This is a genomic window from Pseudoflavonifractor sp. HNCC25GI2, assembly GCF_058136395.1.
On the sequence record NZ_JBYUOW010000005.1, the window covers coordinates 58,126 to 83,964 of the forward strand.

Genomic DNA, 25,839 nt, shown 5'->3' on the forward strand with positions numbered 1-25,839 from the left:
GAGAAAAAATAAACTAAATTTAGTGAGAACATAAGAAAAACGTGAAATGCGCTCTTAATATTTGTTTAAATGCTCTGTAATATTTGTGAAAAATGTCATTGACGTGAACGGGATAAATCTGGTATGCTAATGACACACAATACGACGAGGCGGAGGTACAATTTATGTATAGTCAGGAAGCAGTCGTGAATAATCAGGTTGGTCTGCATGCAAGACCCGCTACATTCTTTATCCAGAAGGCCAACGAGTTCAAGAGCTCCATCTGGGTTGAGAAGGAGGAGCGTAAGGTGAATGCCAAGAGCCTGCTTGGAGTACTGTCCCTGGGTATCGTGAAGGGCACTCCTATCAAGCTGATCGCGGATGGCCCGGATGAGAAGGAAGCGGTCGAGGCATTGTATAAGATGATTTCCTCTGATTTCTCCGAGTAAACCTGCAAGCAGCGAAAAGGCACCGCTCAGCGGTGCCTTTTTTGATATGTCCGGACCGCTCCGGACAGGGAGGCAGACATGACCTTTGAGGAGCTAAAGGAAAAAGCACACTCCCTGCCCCTGAAGCCGGGAGTCTATATCATGCAGGACGCCAAGAACACGGTGATCTACGTGGGAAAGGCCAAGGCCCTGAAGAACCGGGTAAGCCAGTACTTTCAGGACTCCGCCGCCCACACGGAGAAGACCCGGGCCATGGTCAGTCAGATTGACCACTTTGACGTCATCATTGCTGACAGTGAGTTTGAGGCCCTGGTGCTGGAGTGCTCCCTCATCAAGCGCCACCAGCCCCACTACAACATCCTGCTCAAGGACGACAAGGGCTATCCCTATGTGCGGGTGACGGTGCGGGATCCCTATCCCAAATTCTCCCTGGCGACCCGGCCGGCGGAGGATGGAGCCCGGTACTTCGGCCCCTACGCCAGCCGCCACAGCACCCAGGCCATCATTGACGCCCTGCGCTCGGCTCTGCGCCTGCCCTCCTGCAACCGGAAGTTCCCGCGGGACATCGGCAAGGAGCGTCCCTGCCTCAATTTCCACATGGGCAAGTGTGACGGCTACTGCCGCAGCGCCGACTTGAAGGAGCGCCACGACCAGGCCATTGCCCAGGCGCTCTCTCTGCTGGAGGGGCGCTTCCAGGAGGTAAAGGCCGACCTGACGGCGGAGATGGAGCAGGCGGCGGAGGAGCTGCGTTTTGAGCGGGCGGCCGAACTGCGGGACCGGCTGCGGGCCATTGAGCTTTTAGGGGCCCGGCAGAAGGTGGTGGCCGGCTCGCTGGCAGACACGGACGTCACCGGCTTTTTCCGGGGCACGGCCAAGAGCTGCTTTGTGGTTCTGCACTATGTGGAGGGAGACCTGGCGGCCAAGGACTTTGATTTGATTGAGACCCCCATGGAAGAGGAGGAGGGGACCGTCCTTTCCTCCCTGGTGCGGGAATACTATGTGGGCCGGGCCCGGCTGCCCAAGCAGATTCTGCTGCCCTGTGAGCTGCCCGACCAGGTGCCTCTGACCCGGATGCTGTCTGAGCAGGTGGGTCGTCGGGTGGAGCTGGTTACCCCCCAGCGGGGGGCAAAAATGGACCTCATCCGCTTGGCCAACCAGAACGCTCGGGAAGAGGTGGAACGGGCTACCACCCGGGAGGAGCGGCAGAACAAGCTGCTGGAGCTGCTGGGCCGGATGCTGGCCCTGGAGGGACCTCCCAGACGGATGGAGTCCTACGACATCTCCAACACCGGGGCCAGCGACATCGTGGCCTCCATGGTGGTCTACGAAAACGGCCGGCCCTTGAAGCGGGATTACCGCCGTTTCAAGCTGAAGGACATGAACGGCCCCGACGACTACGCCTCCATGGAGCAGGTGCTCACCCGGCGCTTCCGGCGCTACCTGGACGGGGACGAGAAGTTTGCCGATAAGCCCGATCTGCTGCTCATTGACGGCGGACTGGAGCACGTGCGGGTGGCCCAGCGTGTGCTGGAGACCCTGAATCTGGACATCCCCGCCTTCGGCATGGTGAAGGATGACCGCCACCGCACCCGGGCCCTGGTCCATCCGGACGGCCGGGAGATTGGTATCCAGGCGGTGCCGGCGGTCTTTTCTCTCATCGGACAGATCCAGGAGGAGACCCACCGCTTTGCCATCGAGTACCACCGTCAGCTTCAGGCGGGGCATGTGAAGGGCTCCATGCTGGATAAAATACCCGGGGTGGGGGAGAAGCGGCGGCAGCAGTTGCTGAAGCACTTCAAGAGCGTGAAGGCGGTGAAGGAGGCCTCTCTGGAGGAACTGGAGAAGGTAGTTCCACGGAACACCGCTCAGGCAGTATTTCAGTATTTTCACGAGACACCGGAGCAGGAATAATCCAGCCCGGGAAGAAAGGAACGAAGGATATGCGCGTCATTTCAGGATCCTCGCGGGGCAGAAAGCTCAAAGAACTGCCGGGCATGGACACCCGTCCCACCACGGACAAGGTGAAGGAGTCCCTGTTCAATATCATCCAGTTTGAAATTGAGGGCCGGCGGACCCTGGACCTCTTTGGAGGCACCGGCCAGCTGGGCATTGAGGCCCTGTCCCGGGGCGCGGCCCACTGCACCTTTGTGGACGCCCGGCGGGACGCGGCGGCGGTCATCCGGGACAACCTGCGCCTGTGCGGGCTCAATGAGCACTCCAGGGTGGTGCAGGGAGACGCGCTGTCCTTCCTGTCCGCCTGCCGGGAGAAATTTGACCTGATTTTCCTGGATCCGCCCTACCAAACCCAACTTTTGGAAGAGAGTATGGAGGCCATTGCCAGGTTTGACATTCTGTCGGAACATGGTATAATGGTATGCGAAAGTGCCGCCGAGAAGGTTTTGCCCTCCCTGGCGGCCCCCTATGTGCAGGGAAGAGAGTACCGGTACGGAAAAATCAAACTGACGGTATTCCACCGGGCAGGGAGTGAACGAGCATGAGTACTGCCATCTATCCGGGCAGTTTTGATCCGGTGACCTTGGGCCACCTGAATATCATCAAGCGGGCGGCGGCCTGTTTTGACAAATTGATTGTCTGCGTCATGATAAATTCCAAAAAGCAGGGGATGTTCACCCCGGAGGAACGGGTGGAGCTGCTGCGGCGGTCCACGGCCCGGTTCCCCAATGTGGAGGTGGACTACTCCAATGAGCTGCTGGCGGACTACGCCAAGGAGCGCAGGGCCCACGTGGTGGTCAAGGGGCTGCGCGCTGTATCCGATTTTGAGCAGGAAGTTCAGATGGCAGTTATCAACAAGAAGCTGAACCCCAGACTGGAGACTATGTTCCTGGCCTCCAGTGAGAAATATACCTACCTCAGCTCCACCATTGTCAAGGAGATGGCCCGGTATGGGGCCGACCTGGCGGAATTTGTTCCCCGGGAGATCGTGGACGATGTCAACCGGCGCATGGGGGAAATGCAGGGAAAGGAAGGATAACGCATGGCAAGCGGTGTGGAAGAATTACTGGACATGCTTTTTGAGATGATTGATGAGGCAAAGAACGCCCCTCTGTCCAGCGATAAATGTGTCATTGAGCGGGACCGGGCGCTGGACCTCATTGACGATGTGCGCAGTCAGTTCCCCATCGAGCTGGCTGAGGCCAGAAAGATGATGGCCAACCGGGCGGAGCTGGTGGCCTCAGCCAAGCGGGAAGCGGATGCCATCCGCAAGGCCGCCGAGGACCGTGCCCGCCAGCTGGTGGCAGAGGATACCATTACCCTCCAGGCCCGGCAGCGCGCCAACGAGATGATGCAGCAGGCCGAGGAGCGCAGCCGCGATCTGAAGCGCTCCGCCAATGAGTACTGCGAGGATGCCCTTCGCCGTACCGAGGAGGCGGTGGCCGAGGCCTATGATGAGATCAAAAAGTCTCGGGCCCGGTTCCGTGCCGCGGCCGGAGTGGCTTCTGCGCCCTCTGCCGGGACGGGCTCCCGGCCCATCTATGATGCGGCGGCGGACGAGGACTGAACTGCAGAACGGAAAAGAAAATGAATTCCCCGGAGCGTACAGACGCTCCGGGGAATTTTTCGTGCGAAAAAAGGTTACCAGGGAAGCCAGCTGCCATCGTCCCGGGCATCCAGCATGTCCAAGGCACCGTCCAGCAGCTCCGCTGCTTCCGCCCGGGTCATTTGGGCGGACAGGGTGGCGGCGCTGGAGTCCTCTACCCGAATGACACCAGAGGCAGCCAGGTTGGCCGCAGCCTGGGAGGCCCAGTGGTCAGAGCCTTCGGCTGAGAACACTTCCACCGGGACGTCGCTCACGCCCAGCAGGTTGTTGAGCATCACGGTGGCTTCTCCCATCGTAATGAGGCTGTCTGCGCCAAATACCGGGGCGCCGTCCTCATCCCGGCTGCCCTGAATGACGCCCGCCTTCAGGGCGGCGGAGACGGAGCCCTTGGCCCAGGTGGGAATGGCGGCATCGTCAGAGAAGCCGGTGAGGGTCACGTCCTCCAGGGGCTCCAGACCGGATACTGCCATGGCCATGGACAGAAACTGGGCCCGGCTCACCGGCTGGTCCGGGTGAAAAAAATATTGTCCGTTGACATATTCCCCCACGCAGATGCCTTCCTCCGCCAGGCGGATGGCCGCCTTGTGAGCACTGTTGCCCTCCAGGTCGGAATAGGTCACGGAGGTAGAGGGCTTTTCAATGCGTATAGAGACCTTGGCCTCGGGGGAGGTGTTGCCTGCGGGGTCCACGGCCACATAGGTGAAGGAGTCGCTGCCTGTCTTATTCTCATAGGGGGTGTAAACAAACCGGCTGGAACCGTCCTCCGCCATGGTCACCGCGCCCCGGGCGGGGGTGGAGGTGAGCTGGAAGGTGAGCAGGTCGCCCTCGGAATCCACCGCGTCAAAGTACCCGGTGATGGCCACATTTTTGTAGGTGGACAGGTCCATGTTCCGGGCGATGGGGGCCTGATTCTCCTCGGTGAGCAGGTAGAGGGTGACCGTGGCCGCCTCACAGATCTCGGCGGAGGAGAGAATGGGGGTAAAGGTGAAGGTAGCGGTCGTCAGAGAGGGATTGGGGGAGCACTGGAAGCGGAGACCGCCCAGCGCGCTCTGCTCCACCAGCGAGCCAGCCTGAATGGGCTGGCCGCCCATGAGCAGGGTGCCGGCGCCGGGGTCGGGCAGCGTGTCAATGGTGATGGCACTGATGCCGGCTCCGCCGCCGTTTTCCAGTACAAAATCCTCTTGGGTGAAGGAGATGACCGTGCCTACCAGGCCGTTTTTGGAAAAGTCGGCCACAGAGGGGGTGTCATCCTTCCGGTTCCAGAAGAAGGCGGAGGCGGGGACAGTGAGGGAAAGAGCCAGACTTAGTACCAGCATGGACGCCAGTACCGCGCGGCGCGCAACGGGTCGTTTCATGGGGATACCTCCTTGGTTGGTCAGTGTATCCCTAGTGTGCGGCCGGGGCAGGGAAATTATGCGGCGCTAAAAATTGGAAGACAAGGTCAGGACTCAGCAAACATGGGAGAGGACAGGTATCGGTCTCCGGAGTCAGGCAGAATGGCTACCACGGTCTTGCCTGCGTTTTCCGGCCGAGCTGCCACCTGACGGGCGGCGTACAGGGCGGCGCCGGAGGAGATGCCCACCAGCAGGCCAAAGGAACGGGCCATCTCCCGGCCCGCGTCAAAGGCGTCCTGATCGCTTACGGGCAGAACCTCGTCCAGCACCGAGCGGTCCAGGGCCTCGGGCACAAAATTGGCCCCAATGCCCTGGATCTGGTGGGGGCCTGCCGTTCCGGCGGAGAGCAGGGGGGAGGAGGCGGGCTCCACAGCGACGACCTGGAGCTGGGGGTTCTGTTCCTTCAGATACCGTCCGGTGCCGGTGATGGTGCCGCCGGTGCCCACGCCGGCCACCAGAATGTCCACCTTTCCTTCGGTGTCCTGCCAGATCTCCGGGCCAGTGGTGCAGTAGTGGGCCTTGGGATTGGCGGGGTTGATGAACTGACCGGGAATCAGACTGCCGGGGATGGAGGCGTGGAGCTCCTCCGCCTTATCCACCGCACCCTGCATGCCCAGGGCGCCGGGGGTGAGCACCAGCTTGGCCCCGTAGGCTGCCAGCATAGCCCGGCGCTCGGCACTCATGGTTTCCGGCATGGTGAGAATGACCTGATAGCCCCGGGCGGCGGCTACACAGGCCAGTCCAATGCCCGTATTGCCCGAGGTGGGCTCAATGAGGGTGGCGCCCGGCTGGAGCAGGCCCCGATCCTCCGCATCCTGAATCATGTAAAGAGCGGCCCGGTCCTTGATGCTGCCCGCGGGATTGAGGTACTCCAGCTTGGCCAGCAGCCGGGTTCCTGTTTGCGCGTTGGTCTCCACCTGGAAGAGCGGCGTGTTGCCGATAAGCTGCTCCACGCTGGAAATAATGATTGACATAATATTGAATCACTCCTATTAAAAGGATAGGTTTATCATAGCGCCAATGGAGTGAGATGTCAATTTATTTGCAAAGAGGAAAAAAGAGGGCTATAATACGTTCATGATTCAATTTTTGGGATAAGAGGATTTGCCATGAAAACAGGACTTGTATTGGAGGGCGGAGCTCTCCGCGCGATTTTCTCCAGCGGCGTGTGCGACGGCCTGCTGGAGGGCAATGTAATGGCCGACTATGTGGTGGGCGTGTCGGCGGGCATCGCCTACGGTGTCAGTTACCTCTCCCGCCAGCCCAGGCGGAACTTGGAGGTAGTCACCCGTTTTGCCAATGACCGCCGGTATATGGGCATGAACAACCTGGCGGACAAGGAAAACCAGAGCTATTTTGGGTTGAAGTTTGCCTATGATACCATTCCCAATGAGCTGGTTCCCTTTGACTATGATACTTTTGAGGCATACCCGGGACAGGTGGAGGCGGTGATGACCAACCTGAATACCGGCGGCGCCGAGTATGTGGAGGTGCCCCGGCGGGACAAAGAGTCCCTGGTTCTGCAAGCCTCCTGTGCCATGCCCCTGATGTTCCCCATCTATGAAATTGACGGAAAGCCCTGCCTGGACGGCGGCGTGGCCGATTCCATCCCCTGGCAGCGTGCTCTGGATCAGGGCTGTGACCGGGTGCTGGTGGTGCTCACCCGAACCCGGGATTATGTGCGGAAACAGGATAAAGCCATGCCTCTCATTCGCCGCCGGTATAAGGAATATCCGGAATTTGTGCGCGCCATGGAGCAGCGGGCGGAGCGCTATAATGAGAGCCGCAGGCAGCTGTTTGAACTGGAGAAGCAAGGAAAAATCCTTGTCATTGCACCTAGCTCCACCCTGGGGGTGGCCCGCACAGAGCGGAACACGGAAAAGCTGCGTCTTCTGTGGGCGGAAGGCTACCAGGAGGCCGTGGACCGCATGGAAGAGATTCGGGACTATTTTAAGGGCTGAGCTGAGCTTCCGGGGACGGGCTTTGTCCCTGTGCTGCCCCTTCCAGCAGTTCCGGCTGAAGGGCGAACAGGGCGAGAATATCCCCCAGCACGGTAAAGAAAGAGGCCAGCTTGCTCAAGGTATCACTGTCTGTGTCCTGGGACAGCCAGACAGCTGCCGCCACCGCCAGAACGAGCAGGCGATAGCTGTCACCATAAGGTCTGGCACAAAAGGACATAAAACCACCACCCCCGGGCCATTCTATGCAGCGGCCCGGCGGGCGGTTTTCTTTTCTGAGGCGGGATGGGAATTTTTCTTCCCGGATAGACGGAATTGTGGTAAACTGAGTGCCTATGGACATAGGAAGGAAAGGGAGAGAACCATGAAAATCGTAGTTGTGGACGGCCAGGGAGGCCGTCTTGGAAAGCTCCTTGTGGAGGAAGTAAAGCGCCGCCTGCCTCAGGCACAGATTTATGCGCTGGGTACCAACAGCATCGCCACCGCGACCATGCTCAAGGCTGGGGCGGACTTCGGTGCCACAGGGGAAAACCCGGTGGTCCGGGGTGTCATGGACGCAGACGCGGTGCTGGGCCCGGTGGGAATTGTGGTAGCCCACTCCATTTTGGGGGAAGTAACACCTGCCATGGCGGAAGCGGTGGGAGGCTGCCGGGCGCGAAAGTTTCTAATCCCTATGAACAGCTGCGGCGTGGTGGTGAGCGGCGTAAAGGAGCAGCCCTTGCCTAATTATGTTGCACAAGCCGTAGAGCAGATGATGCAGGAACTGAGGGAGGCTTAAAAGATGGATTGCTGTTCGATGTTTTCTGGGGCGTCGCCCTCCCGGCTGGGCTACGGAGGAATGCGCTTTCCTGTTCTCCGGGAGACGGGAGCCATTGATGAGGAAAAGGCGAAGGAGCTGATCGACCGGGCGATCCGGGGTGGAATCACCTATTTTGATACTGCCTGGCCCTATCACGACGGGGAAAGCGAGCCCTTTTTGGGACGGACCCTGTCCGCCTATCCTCGGGAGAGCTACTGCCTGGCCACCAAGCTGCCCTGCTGGCTTGTGGAGAGCCGGGAGCAGGCCAGGGAAATTTTGGAGCAGCAGCTGGAGCGCCTCCAGACCCCCTATGTGGACTTCTACCTGCTCCATAACCTGAACCGGAAAACCTGGGACAAGATGGTACAGCTGGACATTCTTTCTCTGCTGGAGGAATATCAAGCGGCGGGGACGCTGCGCCGCATCGGCTTTTCCTTCCATGACAGCTACCCGGTATTTGAAGAGATTCTCCGTTACCGCGCCTGGGATTTCTGCCAGATTCAGCTCAACTACATGGACACGGAGCACCAGGCGGGCCTGCGGGGCCTGGAGCTGGCCCGCAGCCTGTCCGTCCCTGTGGTGGTGATGGAGCCGGTGAAGGGTGGTTCTCTCGCTCAGCTGCCTGAGGAGGTGGCCAAGCCCCTGCGAGAGGCCGATCCCCAAGCTACGCCCTCACGATGGGCTATGCGCTGGGTGGCCAGCCAGCTAGGCGTGGCCGTGGTCCTAAGCGGTATGACCACCATGGAGCAGCTGGAGGACAACCTGGCTGACTTCTCGCCCCTGCGCCCCCTCAGCGGGGAAGAGGAGACGCTGGTGGAGGAGACCGCCCGGCGGCTGCGAGCACGGCTGAACAACGGCTGTACCGGATGCCGCTACTGCCTGCCCTGCCCCTCGGGCGTAGATATTCCCGGGAGCTTCCAGGTGTGGAACAACATGGCGGTCTACCAGAATCAGCGGCTGACCAAGCGTGCCTGGAGCAATCTGGACGCGGAGGAGCGGCCCGACCGCTGTGTGGGCTGCGGACGGTGTGAGACGCTGTGTCCCCAGCAAATCCCCATCCGGGAGCACTTGGCTCAGATTACCGGTCAGGTGGAGCACTTCCTGGCGCAGAAATAAGAAAAAATCCCGTTGGGACAAGTTGTCCCAACGGGATTTTTACTGTTCCTTGGATCCGGAAATGGAAAGCTGACAGCATTCCTTTACCCGGCAGGCGTCAAAGTACCGGTTTTCCAGGGGGATCCACATGGTCCGGAACCGCTCCAGACAGCCCGGCCCGCCGCGCTTGGCCAGCCGCTCCAGCCGTTCCTCCATGGGCGCCTCCGCCCATACCCGCAGGTGGTAGTGCTCCCGCAGGTCCGGCCGCAGGGAATAGCTCCCCTCCACCACCACCAGCGGGCAGGAGGGGACGGTGACAGGAGCATCAAAGTCCCCCATACGGCAGCGCCAGGGGCGGTAGCGGGCCGCCTCCTGCCGGGTGAGTGGGAGAAGGACCTCCTGAAGGAAACGCTCATAGTCCACATTGCCCCCAGGCTGAGCCAGACGCTCCTCCGTCCGCTGTTCCGGGCGGAGGAAGAAGTCATCCATGTGAATGAGAGGACAGGAATAGATTTGAGCCAGCTCCTCTCCAAGAGTGGATTTGCCTGAGGCGCAGGGACCGTCGATAGCCACCCGGACAAAAGGGGTACAGGCCATTTCATGGTCGATGGCGCACAGCAGGGGGAGCAGCCGCGCCAGCCGGGCGGAAATTACCCGGTAGGCCGGGGCATAGGCGTCCCGGTACCGGACACTGTGGCTTACGGCAGGATAGCCCTGCGCTTTGAATTGCGTGAGCTCTTCCGCCACGTCAGCCCTGGGAAAAGGGAGGCCGTATACCAGCGCCAAGTCGCGTTCCAAGCCGGACAGGTCCGGGGCGACCTGTTGCGAGGTAAGACAGAACAGGCGGAAGACAGTTTGTGCAGACAGCCCTTTTCCTTTACAGGCATTGAGCTGGAGACGGCACAGCCCGCCGCCCAGCGGCTCGGTCAGAGGGGCAGAGGGCTCTGCCGCAACCTGGGCCCACTCCGCTTCCAGACGAGCGAGGGCGGCGTTCTCATCATGGATGAGGTGGCCGACCCCCATGTGGCTCTGGTACAAGAATTTTACGGCGTCCCGGATCTCCATATCCGGGTGGTTCTCAAAGTGCTCCTTCAGGAGCTTCGCCATATCCTCCATGGCTCAGGCGGGCTGGGCGATCAGCTTGGCCTTCTGCAGGGCCAGGACCACCACAGGGATGGCTACCAGCTGGAGGATGATACCGGGGATGGCGTTGGTGAAGGCACCGGCGATGAAGGCGGCAAAGGTGAAGCCCTCCCCATTGAGGAGCAGCAGGGCGGTCACAATGCCCCAGACTACCCGGCCGCACAGCATGGCGCCGATGAGGGCGGTGTAGATGCCAACCAGAGTCTTGGGCAGGCGGCGGTAGAGCACGCCGGAGACCAGACCGTAGGTGGCCAGCTCAAAAGCCATGGCGATGGCGGTGGGGAACATGGGGGGCTTGGTGAGCAGCAGGGAACGCATCAGCGGGGCGATAAAGCCAACCGCAGCTCCCCAGGGACCGCCGCACAAAAAGCCGCACAGAATGGTGGGCAGGTGCATGGGCAGCAGCATGGCCCCGATCTGTGGGATGTTGCCCGTGAAGTTGGGCAGGATGTAGGCCAGGGCCAGCATCAGAGCGGCCAGGACCAGATTCCGGATGGACTGATTTTGATTGCGCATGAAAACCTCTCTCCTTTGACGGAAAAATACCGCGCAGGATGTTCCGCCCTTCTGGGCAGAGCATACCTGCGCGGTATGACCGTTACAAAATATGGGTTCCCAAAGGGAACGGCGCTGGGGGAAAGTGCCGGCTTCATGACGGACGATTGACCAGATTATACCACGCTGTATACACCCGGGTCAAGGGCAGGCTCAATAATTGCCTTTTCCGCCGTTCCAGCGCCACTGGCGCACCTCGGGCATATCCTGGCCGTAGGTGTTGATGTACTGCCGGTGCTCCACCAGCTTGTCCTTCATCTCCTGAATGAGGTAGGCGGCGCTGTTTCCAAGCTGGGGCAGGCGCTTGACCGTGTCCATCACCAGGTGGAAGCGGTCGATGTCGTTGCGTACCCGCATATCAAAGGGAGTGGTGATGGTACCCTCCTCCTTGTAGCCACGGACATGGAGCTTCTTATTGTGCCGGCGGTAGGTGAGCTCATGAACCAGGGTGGGGTAGCCGTGGAAGGCGAAGATGATGGGGGCGTCGGTGGTGAAGATGGCATCATAATCCTCATCAGTGAGGCCGTGGGGGTGCTCGGTGTGGGGCTGCAGCTTCATCAGGTCCACCACGTTGACCACCCGGATTTTCAGGTTGGGCAGGTAGTGGCGCAGAATGGTGACGGCGGCCAAGGTCTCCAGCGTGGGGGTGTCACCGCAGCAGGCCAGCACCGCATCCGGCTCATACCCCTGATCGTTGGAAGCCCACTGCCAGATGCCGATGCCGTGAGTGCAGTGCTTGATGGCCTCATCCATGTTGAGCCACTGGGGGCGGGGGAGCTTGGAGGCGATCATAACGTTGATCTGGTCCCGGCTCTGGATGCAGTGGTCGAAGCAGCACAGCAGGCAGTTGGCGTCGGGGGGGAGGTAGAGGCGTACCACGTCCGCCTTCTTGTTGGCCACGTGGTCCAGGAAGCCGGGATCCTGGTGGGTGAAGCCGTTGTGATCCTGCTGCCACACGTTGGAGGCCAGCACATAGTTCAAAGAGGCGATGGACTGCCGCCAGGGGAGCTGCCGGCACACCTTCAGCCACTTGGCGTGCTGAGCCACCATGGAATCCACAATGCGGATGAAGGCCTCGTAGCTGTTGAAGAAGCCGTGGCGTCCGGTGAGCAGATAGCCCTCCAGCCAGCCCTGGCACAGATGCTCGGAGAGGGCGGCGTCCATCACCCGACCGTCAGCGGACAGAGCCTCGTCGGAGTCGGGGTCAATGGGGTCATTCCAACGCCGGCCCGTGGCCTCGAACACCCGGGAGAGACGGTTGGAGGCCGTCTCATCCGGGCCAAAGATGCGGAAGTTCCGGGCGTTCAGGTTTCGCTTCATCAGTTCCTGCACATAGCCGCCCAGCACCTCCATGTCCTCCGCCTCCACGGCGCCGGGCTGGGGTACATCCAGCATGTAATTGCGGAAATCAGGCACACGCAGATCCCGCAGCAGCAGACCGCCGTTGGCGTGGGGGTTGGCCCCCATGCGCCGATCACCCACCGGAGCCAGCTCCCGCAGACGGGGAATCAGGGTTCCATTCTCATCAAAGAGCTCTTCGGGCTTATAGCTGTGCAGCCAGGTCTCCAGTTCCTGGATTCGGCCGGGCTTGCCGTCGTGGACGGGGATGGGGGCGGTGTGGGAGCGCCAGCTGCCCTCCACCTGCTTGCCGTCCACCTCCTTGGGGCCGGTCCAGCCCTTGGGGGAGCGGAGGATAATCATGGGCCACCGGGGCCGGGCAGCGTCGCCGCTGGTGCGGGCGTACTCCTGAATCCGCTGGATTTCCCGCACTGCCCAGTCCAGAGCAGCGGCCATTTTCTGGTGCATGACCTTGGGGACCTCGCCCTCCACAAAGCGGGGCTCCCAGCCGCAGCCCTTGAAGAACATTTCCAGCTCCTCGTGGCTGATGCGGGAGAAGATGGTGGGGTTGGACACCTTGAAGCCGTTGAGATGGAGAATGGGCAGTACCGCTCCGTCGGTAATGGGATTGAGGAACTTGTTGGAGTGCCAGGCCGCGGCGGAGGGGCCGGTTTCGGCCTCGCCGTCACCTATCACACAGGCGGCGATGAGACTGGGGTTATCCATGACAGCGCCGAAGGCGTGGGACAGGGAGTAGCCCAATTCTCCCCCTTCGTTGATGGAGCCGGGAGTCTGGGGAGCGGTGTGGCAGGGAATGCCGCCAGGAAAGGAATATTGGCGGAAAAGCTTCTTCATTCCCTCGGCGTCCTGGCTGATGTTGGGGTAAATCTCGCTGTAAGAGCCCTCCAGATAGGTCTGGGCCACCACGGCGTTGCCTCCGTGGCCGGGGCCGCAGATGTAGATCATGTCCAGGTCATATTTGACAATGGCCCGGTTTAGGTGGGTGTAGATGAAGTTCTGGCCGGGGCAGGTCCCCCAGTGGCCCACGATGTTCTGTTTCAGATGCTCGGGGCGCAGAGGCTGCCGCAGCAGCGGGTTATCCAATAAATAGAGCTGGCAGGCGGACAGATAGTTTGCGGCCCGCCACCAGGCGTCAATATCATTGAGCTGTTCCCGGGTCAGGGGATCTTTTTTCGACATGCGGGCCGGAGCCTTTGCGGCGGCCTTGGGTGCGCTGTTGGCAGCTTTGGGCATAAAACAGCCTCCTTCGTGGAAGTTGAAATGAAACAATATATATGTAAGTATAATCTAAACCGAAAAAAAGTCAATTCTGAAAAGCAAAGGGAGAATTTGGCTGAAACAGAAACAAATTAAAGAGAATATAATTGCAATTAAAGGACTGGTAATAAAAAACTAACCGGAATTTAGACGGAAAACCGTACAGAAACAGAAAAATGCGTCCGCCCATCCCGGAAGGAGGGCGGACGCAGGGAGATTGAAAAGAACCGAACTCAGTGGGGACGCTTGGCGCGGTTGATGGCGGAGAGGATGGCGCGGAGGGGAGCCAGGTTGATGTTGTGGGACAGGCCGACACCCCAGTACTTCTTGCCGTCCCGCTGGTCCTGAAGCAGGATATAGGCCACACCCTGGGAGTCGGAGCCGTCGGTGATGGCGTGGGAGGCGTAATCCAGGAAGGAGAAGCGGGCCATTTTCTCGCCCTTGATGGCGTTGAAGAAGGCGTCGATGGGGCCGTTGCCCTCGCCGGCGACGTCGAAAATGGTATCGGTGTGCTGGATGGTGCCCTGGAAGGCCACGTGGGAGTGACCCTCGGCGTCGATGGTCTCCTGGAAGGCGTGCTTAAGCAGCTTGTAGGGCTCCTTGGCCTCGATATACTCCTGATGGAACAGCTCGTTGATGCGCTCGGGGGAGATTTCCTTGCCCACCCGGTCGGTCTCCACCTGCACGATGTGGCCGAACTCGGGGTGCATGGCCTTGGGCAGGTCGAAGCCGAAGTTGTGCTCCATGATGTAGGCAGCGCCGCCCTTGCCTGACTGGGAATTGATGCGGATGATGGGCTCGTACTCCCGGCCCACATCGGCGGGATCGATGGGCAGATAGGGGATCTCCCAGTATTCGGACTGGGACTCCTTCATATACTGAGACCCCTTGTTGATGGCATCCTGGTGGCTGCCGGAGAAGGCAGTGAAGACCAGCTTGCCGGCGTAGGGCTGGCGGTCGCCCACGGGCATCTTGGTGCACCGCTCGTACATCTCCTTAATCTTATTGATGTTGGAGAAGTCCAGCTCCGGGTCCACCCCCTGGGTCCACATGTTCATGGCCAGGGTAATCATATCCACGTTGCCAGTGCGCTCGCCGTTTCCGAAGAGGGTGGCCTCCACACGCTCAGCGCCCGCCAGCAGGCCCATCTCGGCAGTGGCTACGCCGCAGCCCCGGTCGTTGTGGGGGTGGAGGGAGATGATGGCGCTGTCCCGGGAGGGCAGCTTGCGGATGAAGTACTCCAGCATATCGGCAAACTGGTTGGGCATACAGTTCTCCACGGTGGTGGGCAGGTTAAGGATAACCTTATTCTCCGGGGTGGCGTGGAGGTGCTCCAGTACCGCCTGGCAGATGTCCACGGCGTAATCCATCTCAGTGCCCATGAAGGACTCAGGGGAGTACTCGAAGCGCAGGTTCATGCCCTCGGCCAGCATAGGCTGGGACATCTCGTAGATGAGGTCGGCAGCGTCGGTGGCAATCTTGGTGATGCCGTCCATATCCATGTGGAAAACCACCTTGCGCTGAAGAGTGGAGGTGGAGTTATAGAAGTGGAGAATAACGTTTTTGGCGCCCTTGATAGCCTCAAAGGTCTTTTTGATGAGGTGCTCCCGGGCCTGAACCAATACCTGGATGGTCACGTCGTCAGGGATGTGTCCGCCCTCAATGAGTTCACGGCAGATCTCATACTCCGTCTCGCTGGCGGAGGGGAAGCCAATCTCGATTTCCTTCACGCCGATGTCAATGAGGGTGTGGAAGTACTCCAGCTTTTCCTGGAGGTTCATGGGGTCCACCAGGGCCTGGTTGCCGTCCCGCAGGTCCACGGAGCACCACACAGGGGCCTTGGTGATCACCTTGTCGGGCCAGGTGCGGTTCTCGATGGGCTGAGGCTGGAAGGGAATGTACTTTTTGTATCCGGGCTTCATAAACATGTCCTCCTAAACATGAGGCTCCCGCTGGGTTGGCGCGGGGCGTTTTTCCGCCAGGGGATAAGAAAACGCCCCTGACTTTTGAAAAGTCAGGGGCGTGATAAAAACGATTCACGCGGTACCACCCTGGTTCAGCCGTCGGTTGCCCGAACGGCCCTCAAAGCCTCCAACAAGGCTGCGGCCGGTAACGGGGCCAGTCGTTCCATCCTACTCGTTTCACTTCAGAAGGACCGCTCGGGGACCAGTCATACACAGCGGCGCTGCACACCGGTTTGCACCGACCACCGGCTCTCTGAGGGAGCAATCGCTGTCTTTATTCCCTTCATTGCGTTTAATTGAATTGATTGTAGCCAAACTCGTTAAATTTGTCAAGGGGGAAATTTCTGTTCCGGTGCATAGACTAAAGCAGAGAGGGGAGGGAACGGAGCATGGAACGACGGCTGGAGATGGCGGGGGGCGGCACGCTGACGCTGAACCGGGAGGGGGCTTATGTCCGCCTGGAGGCCCAAAGAGCGGCGGACGGGCGTGGATTATATAAGGTATGGCTGCTGGGAGGACAGGGACGGCGGATACTGGCGGGAACACTGGCACCTGAGGATGGAAAGCTCCGTTTACTGCGCAGGCTCTCCGTCGGACAGCTGGAGCAGGAGGGCTGCTGGCCGGTGGAGGGGGCGGAGGCCGTGCTGGCCTTTTCCTTTGAGCAGAAAGGAGCGTGGTACTGTGAGTCCAGGCCTGGTCAGCTGGTGGAGGACGACCTGCTGCGGCAGCTGCTGCGGCGGCCCATGCTGTGCCGGAAGACCGGGGAGGGGTTTCAGCTGGCGGCCCCCTTTTCCACCCAGCGGCCGGTGGTGCTGAGCACACTGCTGTGCCTGGCCCGGGTGACACGGGTGGAGGGAAAGCCACATCTGGTGTGGTCGTTTGACCGGGCAGGCAGACCGCGGGTGTTTGCGGGGGAGGGGACGGGACGCAAAGAGAACCTGGAGCACTAAATCTGCATGGCGAATAAGAAAAACTTGCATCTTTATGAAAATTAAACTTGACAAGGGTGCGGGAAGAGGTTTACAATAAACCAAGTAAAGTGACCGGAAGGTCCTTTGCAGACTGCTGCGAGAGGAAAGAGGTGGCACAGGATGCAGGTTAAACGTTATGTTACCCAGGGCGGCTGTATGGGCTGCAGGCGAATGGAGCAGACTGTGCGTGAACCAGTGGCTTTTCAGTAAAGAACCGCGGATTCGAAACACAATCATTTCCTCCATCGTTTGCAGGTCGAACGATGGTATTTTTATACCCATTTTAAAGTAGAAAGGAGCATGCTGTTATGACGATGCTGAAGAAAGAAGTAAACAACATCTGGGCCCGTGTCCGCGCGGATGTGGATATTGATGATTTGATTTTCAACTACGAAGAGACCAAGGCTCGTGAGGACGAGACCTGCAGCCAGAGATAAAACGGGGAAGGGAACAGTACGTTGAAAAAGGACGCAGAGAATTAAGCGCCGCGGCAGGTATGTGGAATCTGCCGCGGCGCTTTTTCTTGTCCTGGGGAATGCAGGAAAAAGCTGTGCGATTTTACAGAAAAGGCTTGCGCTGGGGGGAAAGATATACTAAAATAACCATAAGTGACTTTGGGGCGGTAGGCAGATATCCCTTTGCCGCCGCTGCTTTCCGACAGGAAAGCAGATTGTTTCGATAAAAATTGCTCCATTGAGCGCTACGGAGGTTGATTACCATGAGAAAAGTGAACTTCACGGAGACGGTGCTGCGCGACGCAAACCAGTCGCTCATCGCCACCCGGCTGCCGTACAGCAAGTTTGAGCCCATCCTGGAGACCATGGATAAGGCCGGCTTCTATTCTGCGGAGGTCTGGGGCGGCGCCACCTTCGACGTGTGCCTGCGCTACCTTCAGGAGGATCCCTGGGAGCGGCTGCGGAAGATCCGCGCCAAGATGCCCAACACCAAGCTGCAGATGCTGCTGCGTGGCCAGAACATCCTGGGTTACAAGCACTATCCTGATGACGTGGTGCGCAAGTTTGTGGAGTACTCCGTGAAGAACGGTATTGATATCATCCGTATCTTCGACGCCCTCAACGACGTCCGCAACCTGGAGGTCGCCATTGACGAGACCGTCAAGCAGGGCGCCCACGCTTCCGGTACCATCTCCTTCACCACCAGCCCCGTACATACTCTGGAGAAGAACGTCCAGATGGTCAAGGACCTGAAGAGCATGGGTGTCAAGTCCATCTGCATCAAGGACATGGCCGGCCTGATGGGCCCCAAGGAGGCCTATGACCTGGTGTCCGCCATCAAGGACGCGGTGCCTGAGCTGCCTCTGGTCATCCACACCCACTGCACCACCGGCCTGGCCTACATGACCCAGCTGAAGGCAGTGGAGGCCGGTGCCGACGTACTGGATACCGCCATCTCTCCCTTCTCCGGCGGTACCTCCCAGCCCGCCACCGAGTCTGTGGCTTATGCTCTCCGCCACATGGGCTATGAGGTGGACCTGAACGATCAGGCCCTCACCAAGATGGCCGACTTCTTCAAGGGTGTCCGCGCCGACTTCCTGAAGAGCGGTACCCTGGATCCCATTTCCATGTCCACCGACACCCAGTGTCTCAACTATCAGATTCCCGGCGGCATGCTCTCTAACCTCATCTCCCAGCTGAAGATGATGAACGCCATCGACAAGCTGGACCAGGTGCTGGAGGAGACCCCCAAGGTCCGCAAGGACATGGGTTATCCTCCTCTGGTCACTCCCACCAGCCAGATGGTGGGCTCCCAGGCCGTGCAGAACGTGCTGGCCGGCGAGCGCTACAAGGTGGTAGGCAAGGAGATCAAGGCCTATTGCCGCGGCGAGTACGGCCGCACTCCCGCCCCCATCGATCCGGAGATCCAGAAGAAGATCCTGGGCGACACTCCCCTGGTGGAGGGCCGCTTTGCCGACAGCCTGGAGCCCGAGTTTGAGAAGACCAAGAAGGAGCTGGGCTCCGTTGCCAAGAGCGACGAGGATGTCCTGTCCTACATCGCCTTCCCCCAGGTGGCCATGGCGTTCTTCAAGGACCGCGAGGCCGGCTTCCCCAAGAAGGAGGAGCCCAAGAAGGCCGCTGCGCCCGCTCCCTCCAAGGCTGAGACCGCGCCTCTGCCCGCATGGCAGGGTCACGTGTACTATGCCCGTGTGCCCGCCCCCATGTCCAACGGCTACACCGCCCGTCCCATCGAGCCCTTCGCCGCTTCCTATCAGCCGCCTCACCTGGTGATGGGAAATCGCGAGGACTGCTCCGGCGTGTTCACCGTCACCATCGACGGAAAGCCCTTCCAGGTCTCTGTGGAGCGCGCTGACGGCCCTGCTGCTCCCGTAGCTGCCGCTCCTGTGGCTACCGCTCCTGTGGCTGCTCCGGTAGCTGCTCCTGCCGCCGCCCCTGCTGCTCCCGCTCCCGCTGCGGCGCCTGCCCCCGCTCCCGCTCCTGCCGCGGCGCCTGCTGCTGCTCCCGCCGCTGGTGAGACCGCGGTGAAGAGCCCCATGCCCGGCAACATCTTTAAGGTGGAGTGCCAGGTGGGCCAGAGCGTAAAGGCCGGCGACGTGCTGGTGGTGCTGGAGGCCATGAAGATGGAGATCGAGGTGTCCGCTCCTGTGGACGGCACCGTCAAGTCCATCTCCGCTGTGGTGGGCAGCACTGTGAACACCGACGACCTGCTGGTGGTCCTGGGCTGAACAAAAGCTACTTCTCTTTGAAATTAGCCCCTGACGGACGAAATTTTCCGCCCGTCAGGGGCTTTAAAGATCCATTAAAAGGATAGGGAAAGGCTTGTAAACTGCCGTAGGTCATGGTACAATAGGGAGCGTTGGAACCAATCCAACTGCGTTTCGTATGGAATTTATCCCCCGGACGGGTTCGCCAGACGATGCGCCGCTCCTACCAGGCCCCTATTGATTTACAGGAGGAAACACATGAAGGGTATCGTTCTAGCGGCGGGAAAGGGAACCCGCCTGTACCCCATGACCAAGCCGGTATGCAAGCCCTTGCTTCCGGTGTATGACAAGCCGCTGATTTATTATCCGATTGCGATTCTGATGCAGGCCGGTATTTCTGAAATACTGGTCATTGTCCCACCCCGGGAGACCGAAACATTCCGCTCTCTGCTGGGGGATGGAAGCCAGTACGGCGTGCAGATCTCCTATGCAGAGCAGCCCGTTGCCCGTGGTATTGCAGACGCCCTGCTCATTGGGCAGGAGTTTGTGGGGAACGACCGGGTGTGTCTGGTGCTGGGTGACAACATTTTCTATGCGCCCACTCTGGGTGCCACACTGAAGCGGGCCGCCGCCAATGAGTGGGGCGCCACGGTGTTCGGCTATTGGGTGGAGGACCCCCGCCCCTTCGGCGTGGTGGAGTTTGATAAGGAAGGCCGGGCCATTTCCATTGAGGAAAAGCCCCGCTATCCCAAATCCAACTACATTGTTCCCGGCCTCTATTTCTACGACCACCAGGTCATGGAAATTGCCCGGAACCTGAAGCCCTCCGCGCGCGGTGAGCTGGAAATTACCGATGTCAACCTGGAGTATCTGCGCCGGGGTGAGCTGCGTGTGATTCCGCTGGAAAAGAATTTCACTTGGCTGGACGCCGGTACCGCCGATAGTCTGCTGGAAGCAGCTCAGACCATCAAGCACATCCAGGACACCACAGGCCGCTATGTGGGCTGTCTGGAGGAGCTGGGCCTCTACGAGGGCTGGATTTCCGATGAACAGGTCCACGATATCGGCAAGGAACTGGATATGACGCTTTACGGAAAATATCTGCAGTGCCTGTGACAGAGCTTTTGTCCGGGTGAAAGGGGGCTGTCAGCAGCCCCCTTTTGGTTGACTAAGTGGGAGAAACACTAAAAATTTTGTTCAAAAAGCATCAAATGACCTGAAAATAAAAGGCGAAGTACGGCAAACTGCTAAAAAAGAAAAGATACAGCAGAAACAGGTTAAGATCCGAGTATTTGTTTTCGGGGCATTTATGGCAAAATGAAGTGGAAGAGTTTAGGGAGGTATCTCGTTGAAGTATCTGCGCCGACTGTCTGGCTTAGCGGTGTCGCTTCTTCTGCTTGTGATGGTCCTGGCTTTGTCCGTGGGGGCGGAGGGGACCGAAACGCAGGCGACGATCTTGTTTACCCATGACCTGCATTCTCATTTCTTCCCGCAGCGGACAGAGGATGGAGGAGAGTCCGGAGGCTATGCCCGGCTGATGACGGCGCTGGAACGGGAACGTGAGGCGCATCCTGATGCGGTGACGGTGGATGGCGGAGACTTCTCCGTGGGATCCCTGGTGCAGACGCTGTATACCTCCCAGGCCGCTGAGCTGCGTACTATGGGTGCCATGGGCTATGATGCCACCACAGCGGGCAATCACGAGTTTGACCAGACCGGACTTGGTTTTTCCAAAATGCTCAATACGGCTGCCCTGAGCGGTGAGAAGGTTCCGGCTCTGTTGATGGCCAATTATAAACCCTCGGCGGAGAATCCGGACCAACTGGATATCCAGCGGGCCATGGCGGCCTATGGAGTGCAGGACTACATGCTGCTGGAACGGGGCGGAATTACATATGGAATTTTCGGGTTGATGGGCGAGGAGTCAGACTCCATGGCCCCCACCTCTGGCTTTACCCTTGAGGATCCGGAGACGGCTGCCCAGCGGTGTGTGGATGCGCTGCAGGAGCAGGGGGCGGAATTTATTATCTGCCTGTCCCACAGCGGTACGGACGAGAAAAAGAGTCACTCTGAAGATGAACAGCTGGCTGAGGCGGTGGATGGGATTGACCTGATTGTCTCCGGTCATACCCACACAACGCTGGAGGAGCCCATTGTGGCGGGCAATACTTATATTGTTTCTGCCGGTCCCTACTGTGAGAATCTGGGCTCCATTACCCTCTCCTGGGATGAGGCGGGGGAGAAGACGCTGGTGGATTACCACCTGACCCCCATTGACGAGAGCCTACCAGAGGATCCGGAGATTGCTGCTTTGACTGCGGAGTGGAAGAACCTAGTCAGCGGCACCTACCTGTCCGCTTACAACATGACCTATGACCAGGTGCTGACTACCAGCTCCTTTGACCTGAAGCAGCCGGAAGAAGGCGTTCAGGAGGAGAACAACCTGGGCAATCTGGTTGCTGACGCCTACCTGTGGGCGGTGAACAATCTGGAGGCGGACCGCCCGGATGTGGAGACGGTGGCGGTAACTGCCTCAGGCGTCCTGCGGGCGCCTCTCTACGCCGGAGATATCACGGTTTCCCAGGCTTTTGACGTGTTGTCCATGGGCGAAGGGGAGACCGGAACCTCCGGATACCCCCTGGTGTCCTGCTATCTCACCGGAAAGGAGCTGCGGGCGGTACTGGAGGTGGATGCCTCGGTGACGCCTCTAATGCCTGAGGCCCAGCTCTATCTCTCCGGAATTCAATATTCCTTCAACACCCATCGGATGTTTTTCAACCGAGTGACTGAGGCAGAGCTGGAGGAACCGCTCTTTGCCAATGAATTCGGTGCCCAGGGCCTGGCTCAGCTGGAGAACGACAAGCTTTACCGTGTAGTCTCCGGCATGTACTGTGCTCAGATGCTCTCTACGGTGAAGGAGCAGTCCTTCGGGCTTCTGTCTATCGTTCCGAAAGACGAAAATGGGCAGGAGATTACCGATTTCAGCCAGCGGATTCTGCGGGATGCTTCTGGCGGAGAAATCAAAGAGTGGTATGCGCTGGCGGCCTATCTGAGGTCCTTTGGGGAGGATGGAATCCCGCAGCAGTATGCCTCTGCCGATGGGCGCAAGGAGGTCAGCCACAGCTGGAATCCCATTGAGCTGGTAAAGAACCCCAACTGGATTTCCCTGGTAGCCTGGTTAGTGCTGGCGCTGGTCATTGCCGGTGCGGTGCTGCTGGTGCGTACGGTGATCCGATGGCGTAAAAACCGGCGCTACGGGGGTTACCGGGGCCGCTGGTTCGGCCGATAAAAAATTAGTGTGATCTACGCGGCTTGTCCGTGTTTTTTGGAATGGATTGGGAAGGGCGGCCGGAGAAGTCCGGCAGAACAATTCGTGAGGAGGAGCATTCGTGAAGAAGTATGAAATCGCGAAGAAAAAGACGCTGACCCCTGAGATTGGGCAGATCTCGGTGTACGCGCCTCTGGTGGCCGCCAAGGCTAAGGCGGGACAGTTCATTATCCTGCGTGTGGACGAGGAGGGAGAGCGGATTCCTCTGACCATTTCCAGCGCGGCGGATGGACTGGTTACCGTTATTTATCAGAAGATCGGCGGCACCACGCTGGCTCTGGATCAGCTGGGTGAGGGCGATTGTCTCCACGACTTTGTGGGCCCCTTGGGCGTCCCCACAGAGGTGGAGGGTTATGGCCGGGTAGCCGTTCTGGGCGGCGGCCTGGGCTGCGCCATTGCGCTGCCGGTAGCCCGCGCTCTGCATGAGGCAGGCAACCAGGTGGACCTTATCGGCGGCTTCAAGACCAAGGACATCGTCATCCTGGAGGAGGAGATGTCCCACGCCTGCACCGATTTGCATATCTGCACCGACGACGGCACCTACGGCTATCACGGTTTTGTCACCGGTAAGCTGGAGGAGCTCATTAACAGCGGTGTGAAGTTTGACCATGTCTTCGCCATCGGCCCTCTGCTGATGATGAAGTTTGCCTGCAAGCTGACGGAGAAGTACAACATCCCCACCACCGTCAGCATGAACCCCATTATGATTGACGGTACCGGCATGTGCGGCTGCTGCCGCCTGACCGTGGACGGCGAGGTGAAGTTCGCCTGCGTGGACGGGCCGGACTTTGACGGGCACAAGGTGGACTTTGACGAGGTCATTGCCCGCAACGCCACCTACAAGGACTTTGAAGCAAAGGCGAAGGAGAAGCATCTCTGCCGCCTGGGAGGAGGTGCCATGAATGGCTAACATGCAGATGAACAAGACCCCCATGGCGGAGCAGGACCCCCAGGTCCGCAGCACCAACTTCAAGGAGGTGGCCCTGGGCTACACTCTGGAGGAAGCCATGAACGAGGCCAAGCGCTGCCTGGGCTGCAGAAACCGTCCCTGTGTCAGCGGCTGCCCGGTGGGCATCCCCATCCCCGACTTTGTGGGCAAGGTGGCTGAGGGCGACATCGCCGCCGCCTATGAGCTGCTGTCCAACGCCAACGCGCTGCCCGCCATTTCCGGCCGCGTCTGCCCCCAGGAGACCCAGTGCGAGGGCAAGTGTGTCCGCGGCATCAAGGGCGAGCCGGTGTCCATCGGCCGTATTGAGCGCTTCGTGGCCGACTGGGCCGCTGAGCACGGCGTGGCCAATGTGGCCACTGCCCCCAAGAACGGCCACAAGGTGGCGGTGATCGGTTCCGGTCCTGCCGGCCTGACCTGCGCCGGTGAGCTGGCCCGCATGGGCTACTCCGTCTCCGTGTTTGAGGCCTTCCACACCCCCGGCGGCGTGCTGAGCTACGGCATTCCCGAGTTCCGTCTGCCCAAGGCCATTGTCAAGCGTGAGGTGGCCAACCTGGAGAAGATGGGCGTGGACATTGAGCTGAACATGGTCATCGGCAAGGTGCTCACCATTCCCGAAATCTTTGACATGGGCTATGAGGCCGTGTTTATTGGTTCCGGTGCCGGTCTGCCCATGTTTATGAAGATTCCCGGCGAGTCCCTGGTGGGCGTCTACTCCGCCAACGAGTACCTCACCCGTATCAACCTCATGAAGGCTTATAAGGAGGACGCTGAGACCCCCATCCTCCACAACAAGAAGGTGGCCGTGGTGGGCGGCGGCAACGTGGCCATGGACGCGGCCCGCTGCGCCAAGCGCCTGGGCGCTGAGGTCCACATTGTCTACCGCCGCTCCGAGGCGGAGCTCCCCGCCCGTGCCGAGGAGGTCCATCACGCCAAGGAGGAGGGCATCATCTTTGACCTCCTGACCAATCCCGTCTCTGTGGAAGGGGACGAGAGCAATCACGTTCAGTCCATCACCTGCGTGAAGATGGAGCTGGGCGAGCCCGACGCCTCCGGCCGTCGCCGCCCCGTGGTCATCCAGGGCAGCGAGTTCAAGATGGACGTGGACGCGGTCATCATGGCCCTGGGCACCCAGCCCAACCCCATGAGCTACGAGGGCACCCCCGGTCTGGAGAAGACCAAGAAGGGCTGCGTGGCGGCTGACGAGAAGGGCTGCACCTCCTGCCCGGCTATTTTTGCCGGCGGCGACGCCGCTACCGGAGCTGCCACGGTCATTCTGGCCATGGGCGCCGGCAAGCACGCGGCCAAGTCCATTGACGAGTACATCAAGAGCAAGGGCTGAGGCGCTTTTCCAAGAACCAAACAGCGGCTTCCGGATTACCCGGAAGCCGCTGTTTTTGTTACGGTGGGCACAATGGTCCTGTTTTTGGGGCTGTGACTGTGCTATACTGAACCAAAAGGAGGCAGGCTCATGGTCTATGTCCGTAAATTTTCCCTGCCCAGTGAGGGGCAGGAACTGAGGTTTCTGGCGAATAACGGAGAGTCAAAACGCACCTGCTACGCAAGCCGCTATCCCTTCGGCCTCTTTCTGGGCCGGGGAACGGTACCACGGTTGGAGTTGGAGCTGGAGCCCATCACCATCCTGTGTGGCGGAAACGGCAGCGGCAAGACCACATTGCTGAACCTGCTGGGGGAGAAGCTGGAGCTGCAGCGGGGTGCAGTTTTCAACCGCAGCTCCTTCTTTTCTGACTACGTGGAGCTTTGCCGGGCGGAGGTGCTGCCCTCCATGACGCCCCAGGTACGTGCCCGGAGCCGGGTCATCACCAGCGACGATGTGTTTGACTACCTGCTGGACCTGCGGTGCATGAACGAGGGCATCGACACCAGGCGGCGGGAGCTGCTGAAGGAATACACCGACGCCCGGTACGCCGACTTTCAGCTCCGCTCCCTGGAGGATGTGGACCGGCTCCGCCAGGTGGTGGAGGCCAAGCGGGGGACTGGCTCCCGGTATGTGAACAGGCAGCTTATGAAGGATATCCCAGGCCAGTCCAACGGGGAAAGCGCCTTTTTGTACTTTACCCGGGAAATCAAGGAGGGCGGGCTCTACCTGCTGGATGAGCCGGAGAACAGCCTGTCGCCCAAGCTCCAGGAGGAACTGATGGGGTTCTTGGAGGACTCCGTCCGGTTCTACGGCTGCCAGTTTGTCATCTCCACCCATTCGCCCTTCCTGCTGTCCCTGAAGGGGGCGCAGATCTACGACCTGGACGCCCGTCCGGTGGCGGTGTGTCCCTGGACCGAGCTGGAGCACGTGCAAGCCTACTACCGCCTGTTTCAGGCCCACTGGAAGGAATTTGACGATTAAAAAAGAACGGAGGCCATCGGCCTCCGTTTTTTATGTAGCTA

At 59.8% G+C, this 25,839-nt stretch carries 23 protein-coding genes and 1 other annotated feature; of the genes, 16 read left to right on the top strand and 7 right to left on the bottom strand.

Features of this window, described 5'->3' with window-relative positions; translation table 11 throughout:
* Positions 1-164: 164 nt before the first annotated feature.
* From AC3YUO_RS08455 to AC3YUO_RS08475, 5 genes are all read left to right on the top strand, one after another.
* Complete coding sequence (locus AC3YUO_RS08455) at positions 165-428, top strand: HPr family phosphocarrier protein (RefSeq protein WP_023347782.1); 264 nt, start codon at positions 165-167, stop codon at positions 426-428.
* A 78-nt stretch (positions 429-506) separates the two neighbouring features.
* Positions 507-2,339: an excinuclease ABC subunit UvrC gene (gene uvrC, locus AC3YUO_RS08460; protein WP_489962595.1), complete on the top strand. Its 1,833-nt coding sequence runs from the start codon at positions 507-509 to the stop codon at positions 2,337-2,339.
* Positions 2,303-2,926 carry a 16S rRNA (guanine(966)-N(2))-methyltransferase RsmD gene (gene rsmD, locus AC3YUO_RS08465; protein WP_489962718.1) on the top strand — a complete coding sequence of 208 codons (624 nt, stop codon included), beginning with the start codon at positions 2,303-2,305 and terminating at the stop codon, positions 2,924-2,926. Before uvrC ends, rsmD begins: the two co-directional genes overlap by 37 nt.
* Complete coding sequence (gene coaD / locus AC3YUO_RS08470; protein WP_489962596.1) at positions 2,923-3,420, top strand: pantetheine-phosphate adenylyltransferase; 498 nt, start codon at positions 2,923-2,925, stop codon at positions 3,418-3,420. The genes rsmD and coaD overlap by 4 nt, the downstream gene beginning before the upstream one ends.
* 3 nt (positions 3,421-3,423) lie before the next feature.
* Positions 3,424-3,948 (top strand): ATP synthase subunit B family protein, encoded by a 525-nt coding sequence (locus AC3YUO_RS08475; protein ID WP_489962597.1) that lies wholly within the window; start codon positions 3,424-3,426, stop codon positions 3,946-3,948.
* Positions 3,949-4,022: 74 nt separating this feature from the next.
* On the opposite strand, the gene AC3YUO_RS08480 is transcribed toward AC3YUO_RS08475, so the two are convergent.
* A complete protein-coding gene (locus AC3YUO_RS08480) occupies positions 4,023-5,342 on the bottom strand; it encodes a cadherin-like domain-containing protein (RefSeq protein ID WP_489962598.1) in 1,320 nt (439 codons plus the stop codon).
* An 86-nt stretch (positions 5,343-5,428) separates the two neighbouring features.
* Complete coding sequence (cysK, locus tag AC3YUO_RS08485; protein WP_489962599.1) at positions 5,429-6,355, bottom strand: cysteine synthase A; 927 nt, start codon at positions 6,353-6,355, stop codon at positions 5,429-5,431.
* A 135-nt stretch (positions 6,356-6,490) separates the two neighbouring features.
* On the opposite strand from cysK, the gene AC3YUO_RS08490 reads away from it, so the two are divergent.
* The gene (locus AC3YUO_RS08490; RefSeq protein ID WP_489962600.1) at positions 6,491-7,342 is read left to right on the top strand and encodes a patatin-like phospholipase family protein; all 852 of its coding nucleotides are present in this window, start codon (positions 6,491-6,493) and stop codon (positions 7,340-7,342) included.
* On the opposite strand, the gene AC3YUO_RS08495 is transcribed toward AC3YUO_RS08490, so the two are convergent.
* The gene (locus AC3YUO_RS08495; RefSeq protein WP_489962601.1) at positions 7,332-7,559 is read right to left on the bottom strand and encodes a hypothetical protein; all 228 of its coding nucleotides are present in this window, start codon (positions 7,557-7,559) and stop codon (positions 7,332-7,334) included. The two genes, AC3YUO_RS08490 and AC3YUO_RS08495, sit on opposite strands and share 11 nt — an antisense overlap.
* A 144-nt stretch (positions 7,560-7,703) precedes the next feature.
* Between AC3YUO_RS08495 and AC3YUO_RS08500 the strand changes: the two genes are divergently transcribed.
* Together AC3YUO_RS08500 and AC3YUO_RS08505 are read left to right on the top strand one after the other, a co-directional pair.
* Positions 7,704-8,117: a DUF3842 family protein gene (locus AC3YUO_RS08500; RefSeq protein ID WP_489962602.1), complete on the top strand. Its 414-nt coding sequence runs from the start codon at positions 7,704-7,706 to the stop codon at positions 8,115-8,117.
* 3 nt (positions 8,118-8,120) lie between these two features.
* Positions 8,121-9,254, top strand: a complete 1,134-nt coding sequence (locus tag AC3YUO_RS08505) for an aldo/keto reductase (protein WP_489962603.1) — start codon at positions 8,121-8,123, stop codon at positions 9,252-9,254.
* 39 nt (positions 9,255-9,293) lie between these two features.
* Here AC3YUO_RS08505 and AC3YUO_RS08510 read toward each other — a convergent pair whose 3' ends face one another.
* The 4 genes from AC3YUO_RS08510 to leuA form a co-directional block, all read right to left on the bottom strand.
* The gene (locus AC3YUO_RS08510) at positions 9,294-10,340 is read right to left on the bottom strand and encodes a uridine kinase family protein (RefSeq protein WP_489962604.1); all 1,047 of its coding nucleotides are present in this window, start codon (positions 10,338-10,340) and stop codon (positions 9,294-9,296) included.
* 12 nt (positions 10,341-10,352) lie between these two features.
* A complete protein-coding gene (locus AC3YUO_RS08515) occupies positions 10,353-10,892 on the bottom strand; it encodes an ECF transporter S component (protein ID WP_489962605.1) in 540 nt (179 codons plus the stop codon).
* Between the two features lie 192 nt (positions 10,893-11,084).
* Positions 11,085-13,469: a phosphoketolase family protein gene (locus AC3YUO_RS08520; protein ID WP_489962719.1), complete on the bottom strand. Its 2,385-nt coding sequence runs from the start codon at positions 13,467-13,469 to the stop codon at positions 11,085-11,087.
* A gap of 311 nt (positions 13,470-13,780) precedes the next feature.
* The gene (leuA, locus tag AC3YUO_RS08525; protein ID WP_489962606.1) at positions 13,781-15,469 is read right to left on the bottom strand and encodes a 2-isopropylmalate synthase; all 1,689 of its coding nucleotides are present in this window, start codon (positions 15,467-15,469) and stop codon (positions 13,781-13,783) included.
* Between the two features lie 91 nt (positions 15,470-15,560).
* Positions 15,561-15,807: a binding site (T-box leader), on the bottom strand.
* A gap of 93 nt (positions 15,808-15,900) precedes the next feature.
* Between leuA and AC3YUO_RS08530 the strand changes: the two genes are divergently transcribed.
* From AC3YUO_RS08530 to AC3YUO_RS08565, 8 genes are all read left to right on the top strand, one after another.
* On the top strand, positions 15,901-16,461 hold the full coding sequence (locus AC3YUO_RS08530) for a hypothetical protein (RefSeq protein ID WP_489962607.1): 561 nt from the start codon (positions 15,901-15,903) through the stop codon (positions 16,459-16,461).
* 329 nt (positions 16,462-16,790) lie between these two features.
* Positions 16,791-16,919, top strand: a complete 129-nt coding sequence (locus AC3YUO_RS08535; protein ID WP_279229862.1) for a hypothetical protein — start codon at positions 16,791-16,793, stop codon at positions 16,917-16,919.
* A gap of 281 nt (positions 16,920-17,200) precedes the next feature.
* Complete coding sequence (locus tag AC3YUO_RS08540; protein WP_489962608.1) at positions 17,201-19,183, top strand: pyruvate carboxylase subunit B; 1,983 nt, start codon at positions 17,201-17,203, stop codon at positions 19,181-19,183.
* A 237-nt stretch (positions 19,184-19,420) separates the two neighbouring features.
* On the top strand, positions 19,421-20,278 hold the full coding sequence (gene rfbA / locus AC3YUO_RS08545; protein ID WP_489962609.1) for a glucose-1-phosphate thymidylyltransferase RfbA: 858 nt from the start codon (positions 19,421-19,423) through the stop codon (positions 20,276-20,278).
* 232 nt (positions 20,279-20,510) lie between these two features.
* Positions 20,511-22,451, top strand: coding sequence for a bifunctional metallophosphatase/5'-nucleotidase (locus tag AC3YUO_RS08550; RefSeq protein ID WP_489962610.1), 1,941 nt, complete (start codon positions 20,511-20,513; stop codon positions 22,449-22,451).
* Positions 22,452-22,551: 100 nt separating this feature from the next.
* Positions 22,552-23,400, top strand: a complete 849-nt coding sequence (locus AC3YUO_RS08555) for a sulfide/dihydroorotate dehydrogenase-like FAD/NAD-binding protein (protein ID WP_489962611.1) — start codon at positions 22,552-22,554, stop codon at positions 23,398-23,400.
* On the top strand, positions 23,393-24,778 hold the full coding sequence (gene gltA, locus AC3YUO_RS08560; RefSeq protein WP_489962612.1) for an NADPH-dependent glutamate synthase: 1,386 nt from the start codon (positions 23,393-23,395) through the stop codon (positions 24,776-24,778). The genes AC3YUO_RS08555 and gltA overlap by 8 nt, the downstream gene beginning before the upstream one ends.
* Before the next feature lie 129 nt (positions 24,779-24,907).
* Positions 24,908-25,798, top strand: coding sequence for an AAA family ATPase (locus tag AC3YUO_RS08565; RefSeq protein ID WP_489962613.1), 891 nt, complete (start codon positions 24,908-24,910; stop codon positions 25,796-25,798).
* Positions 25,799-25,839: the final 41 nt, after the last annotated feature.

Coding starts and splice junctions, on each gene's coding strand:
- AC3YUO_RS08455 (WP_023347782.1), top strand. CDS start 165: ATGTATAGTCAGGAAGCAGTCGTGAATAATCAGGTTGGTCTGCATGCA.
- uvrC (WP_489962595.1), top strand. CDS start 507: ATGACCTTTGAGGAGCTAAAGGAAAAAGCACACTCCCTGCCCCTGAAG.
- coaD (WP_489962596.1), top strand. CDS start 2,923: ATGAGTACTGCCATCTATCCGGGCAGTTTTGATCCGGTGACCTTGGGC.
- AC3YUO_RS08475 (WP_489962597.1), top strand. CDS start 3,424: ATGGCAAGCGGTGTGGAAGAATTACTGGACATGCTTTTTGAGATGATT.
- AC3YUO_RS08480 (WP_489962598.1), bottom strand. CDS start 5,342: ATGAAACGACCCGTTGCGCGCCGCGCGGTACTGGCGTCCATGCTGGTA.
- cysK (WP_489962599.1), bottom strand. CDS start 6,355: ATGTCAATCATTATTTCCAGCGTGGAGCAGCTTATCGGCAACACGCCG.
- AC3YUO_RS08490 (WP_489962600.1), top strand. CDS start 6,491: ATGAAAACAGGACTTGTATTGGAGGGCGGAGCTCTCCGCGCGATTTTC.
- AC3YUO_RS08495 (WP_489962601.1), bottom strand. CDS start 7,559: ATGTCCTTTTGTGCCAGACCTTATGGTGACAGCTATCGCCTGCTCGTT.
- AC3YUO_RS08500 (WP_489962602.1), top strand. CDS start 7,704: ATGAAAATCGTAGTTGTGGACGGCCAGGGAGGCCGTCTTGGAAAGCTC.
- AC3YUO_RS08505 (WP_489962603.1), top strand. CDS start 8,121: ATGGATTGCTGTTCGATGTTTTCTGGGGCGTCGCCCTCCCGGCTGGGC.
- AC3YUO_RS08510 (WP_489962604.1), bottom strand. CDS start 10,340: ATGGCGAAGCTCCTGAAGGAGCACTTTGAGAACCACCCGGATATGGAG.
- AC3YUO_RS08515 (WP_489962605.1), bottom strand. CDS start 10,892: ATGCGCAATCAAAATCAGTCCATCCGGAATCTGGTCCTGGCCGCTCTG.
- AC3YUO_RS08520 (WP_489962719.1), bottom strand. CDS start 13,469: ATGTCGAAAAAAGATCCCCTGACCCGGGAACAGCTCAATGATATTGAC.
- leuA (WP_489962606.1), bottom strand. CDS start 15,469: ATGAAGCCCGGATACAAAAAGTACATTCCCTTCCAGCCTCAGCCCATC.
- AC3YUO_RS08530 (WP_489962607.1), top strand. CDS start 15,901: ATGGAACGACGGCTGGAGATGGCGGGGGGCGGCACGCTGACGCTGAAC.
- AC3YUO_RS08535 (WP_279229862.1), top strand. CDS start 16,791: ATGACGATGCTGAAGAAAGAAGTAAACAACATCTGGGCCCGTGTCCGC.
- AC3YUO_RS08540 (WP_489962608.1), top strand. CDS start 17,201: ATGAGAAAAGTGAACTTCACGGAGACGGTGCTGCGCGACGCAAACCAG.
- rfbA (WP_489962609.1), top strand. CDS start 19,421: ATGAAGGGTATCGTTCTAGCGGCGGGAAAGGGAACCCGCCTGTACCCC.
- gltA (WP_489962612.1), top strand. CDS start 23,393: ATGGCTAACATGCAGATGAACAAGACCCCCATGGCGGAGCAGGACCCC.
- AC3YUO_RS08565 (WP_489962613.1), top strand. CDS start 24,908: ATGGTCTATGTCCGTAAATTTTCCCTGCCCAGTGAGGGGCAGGAACTG.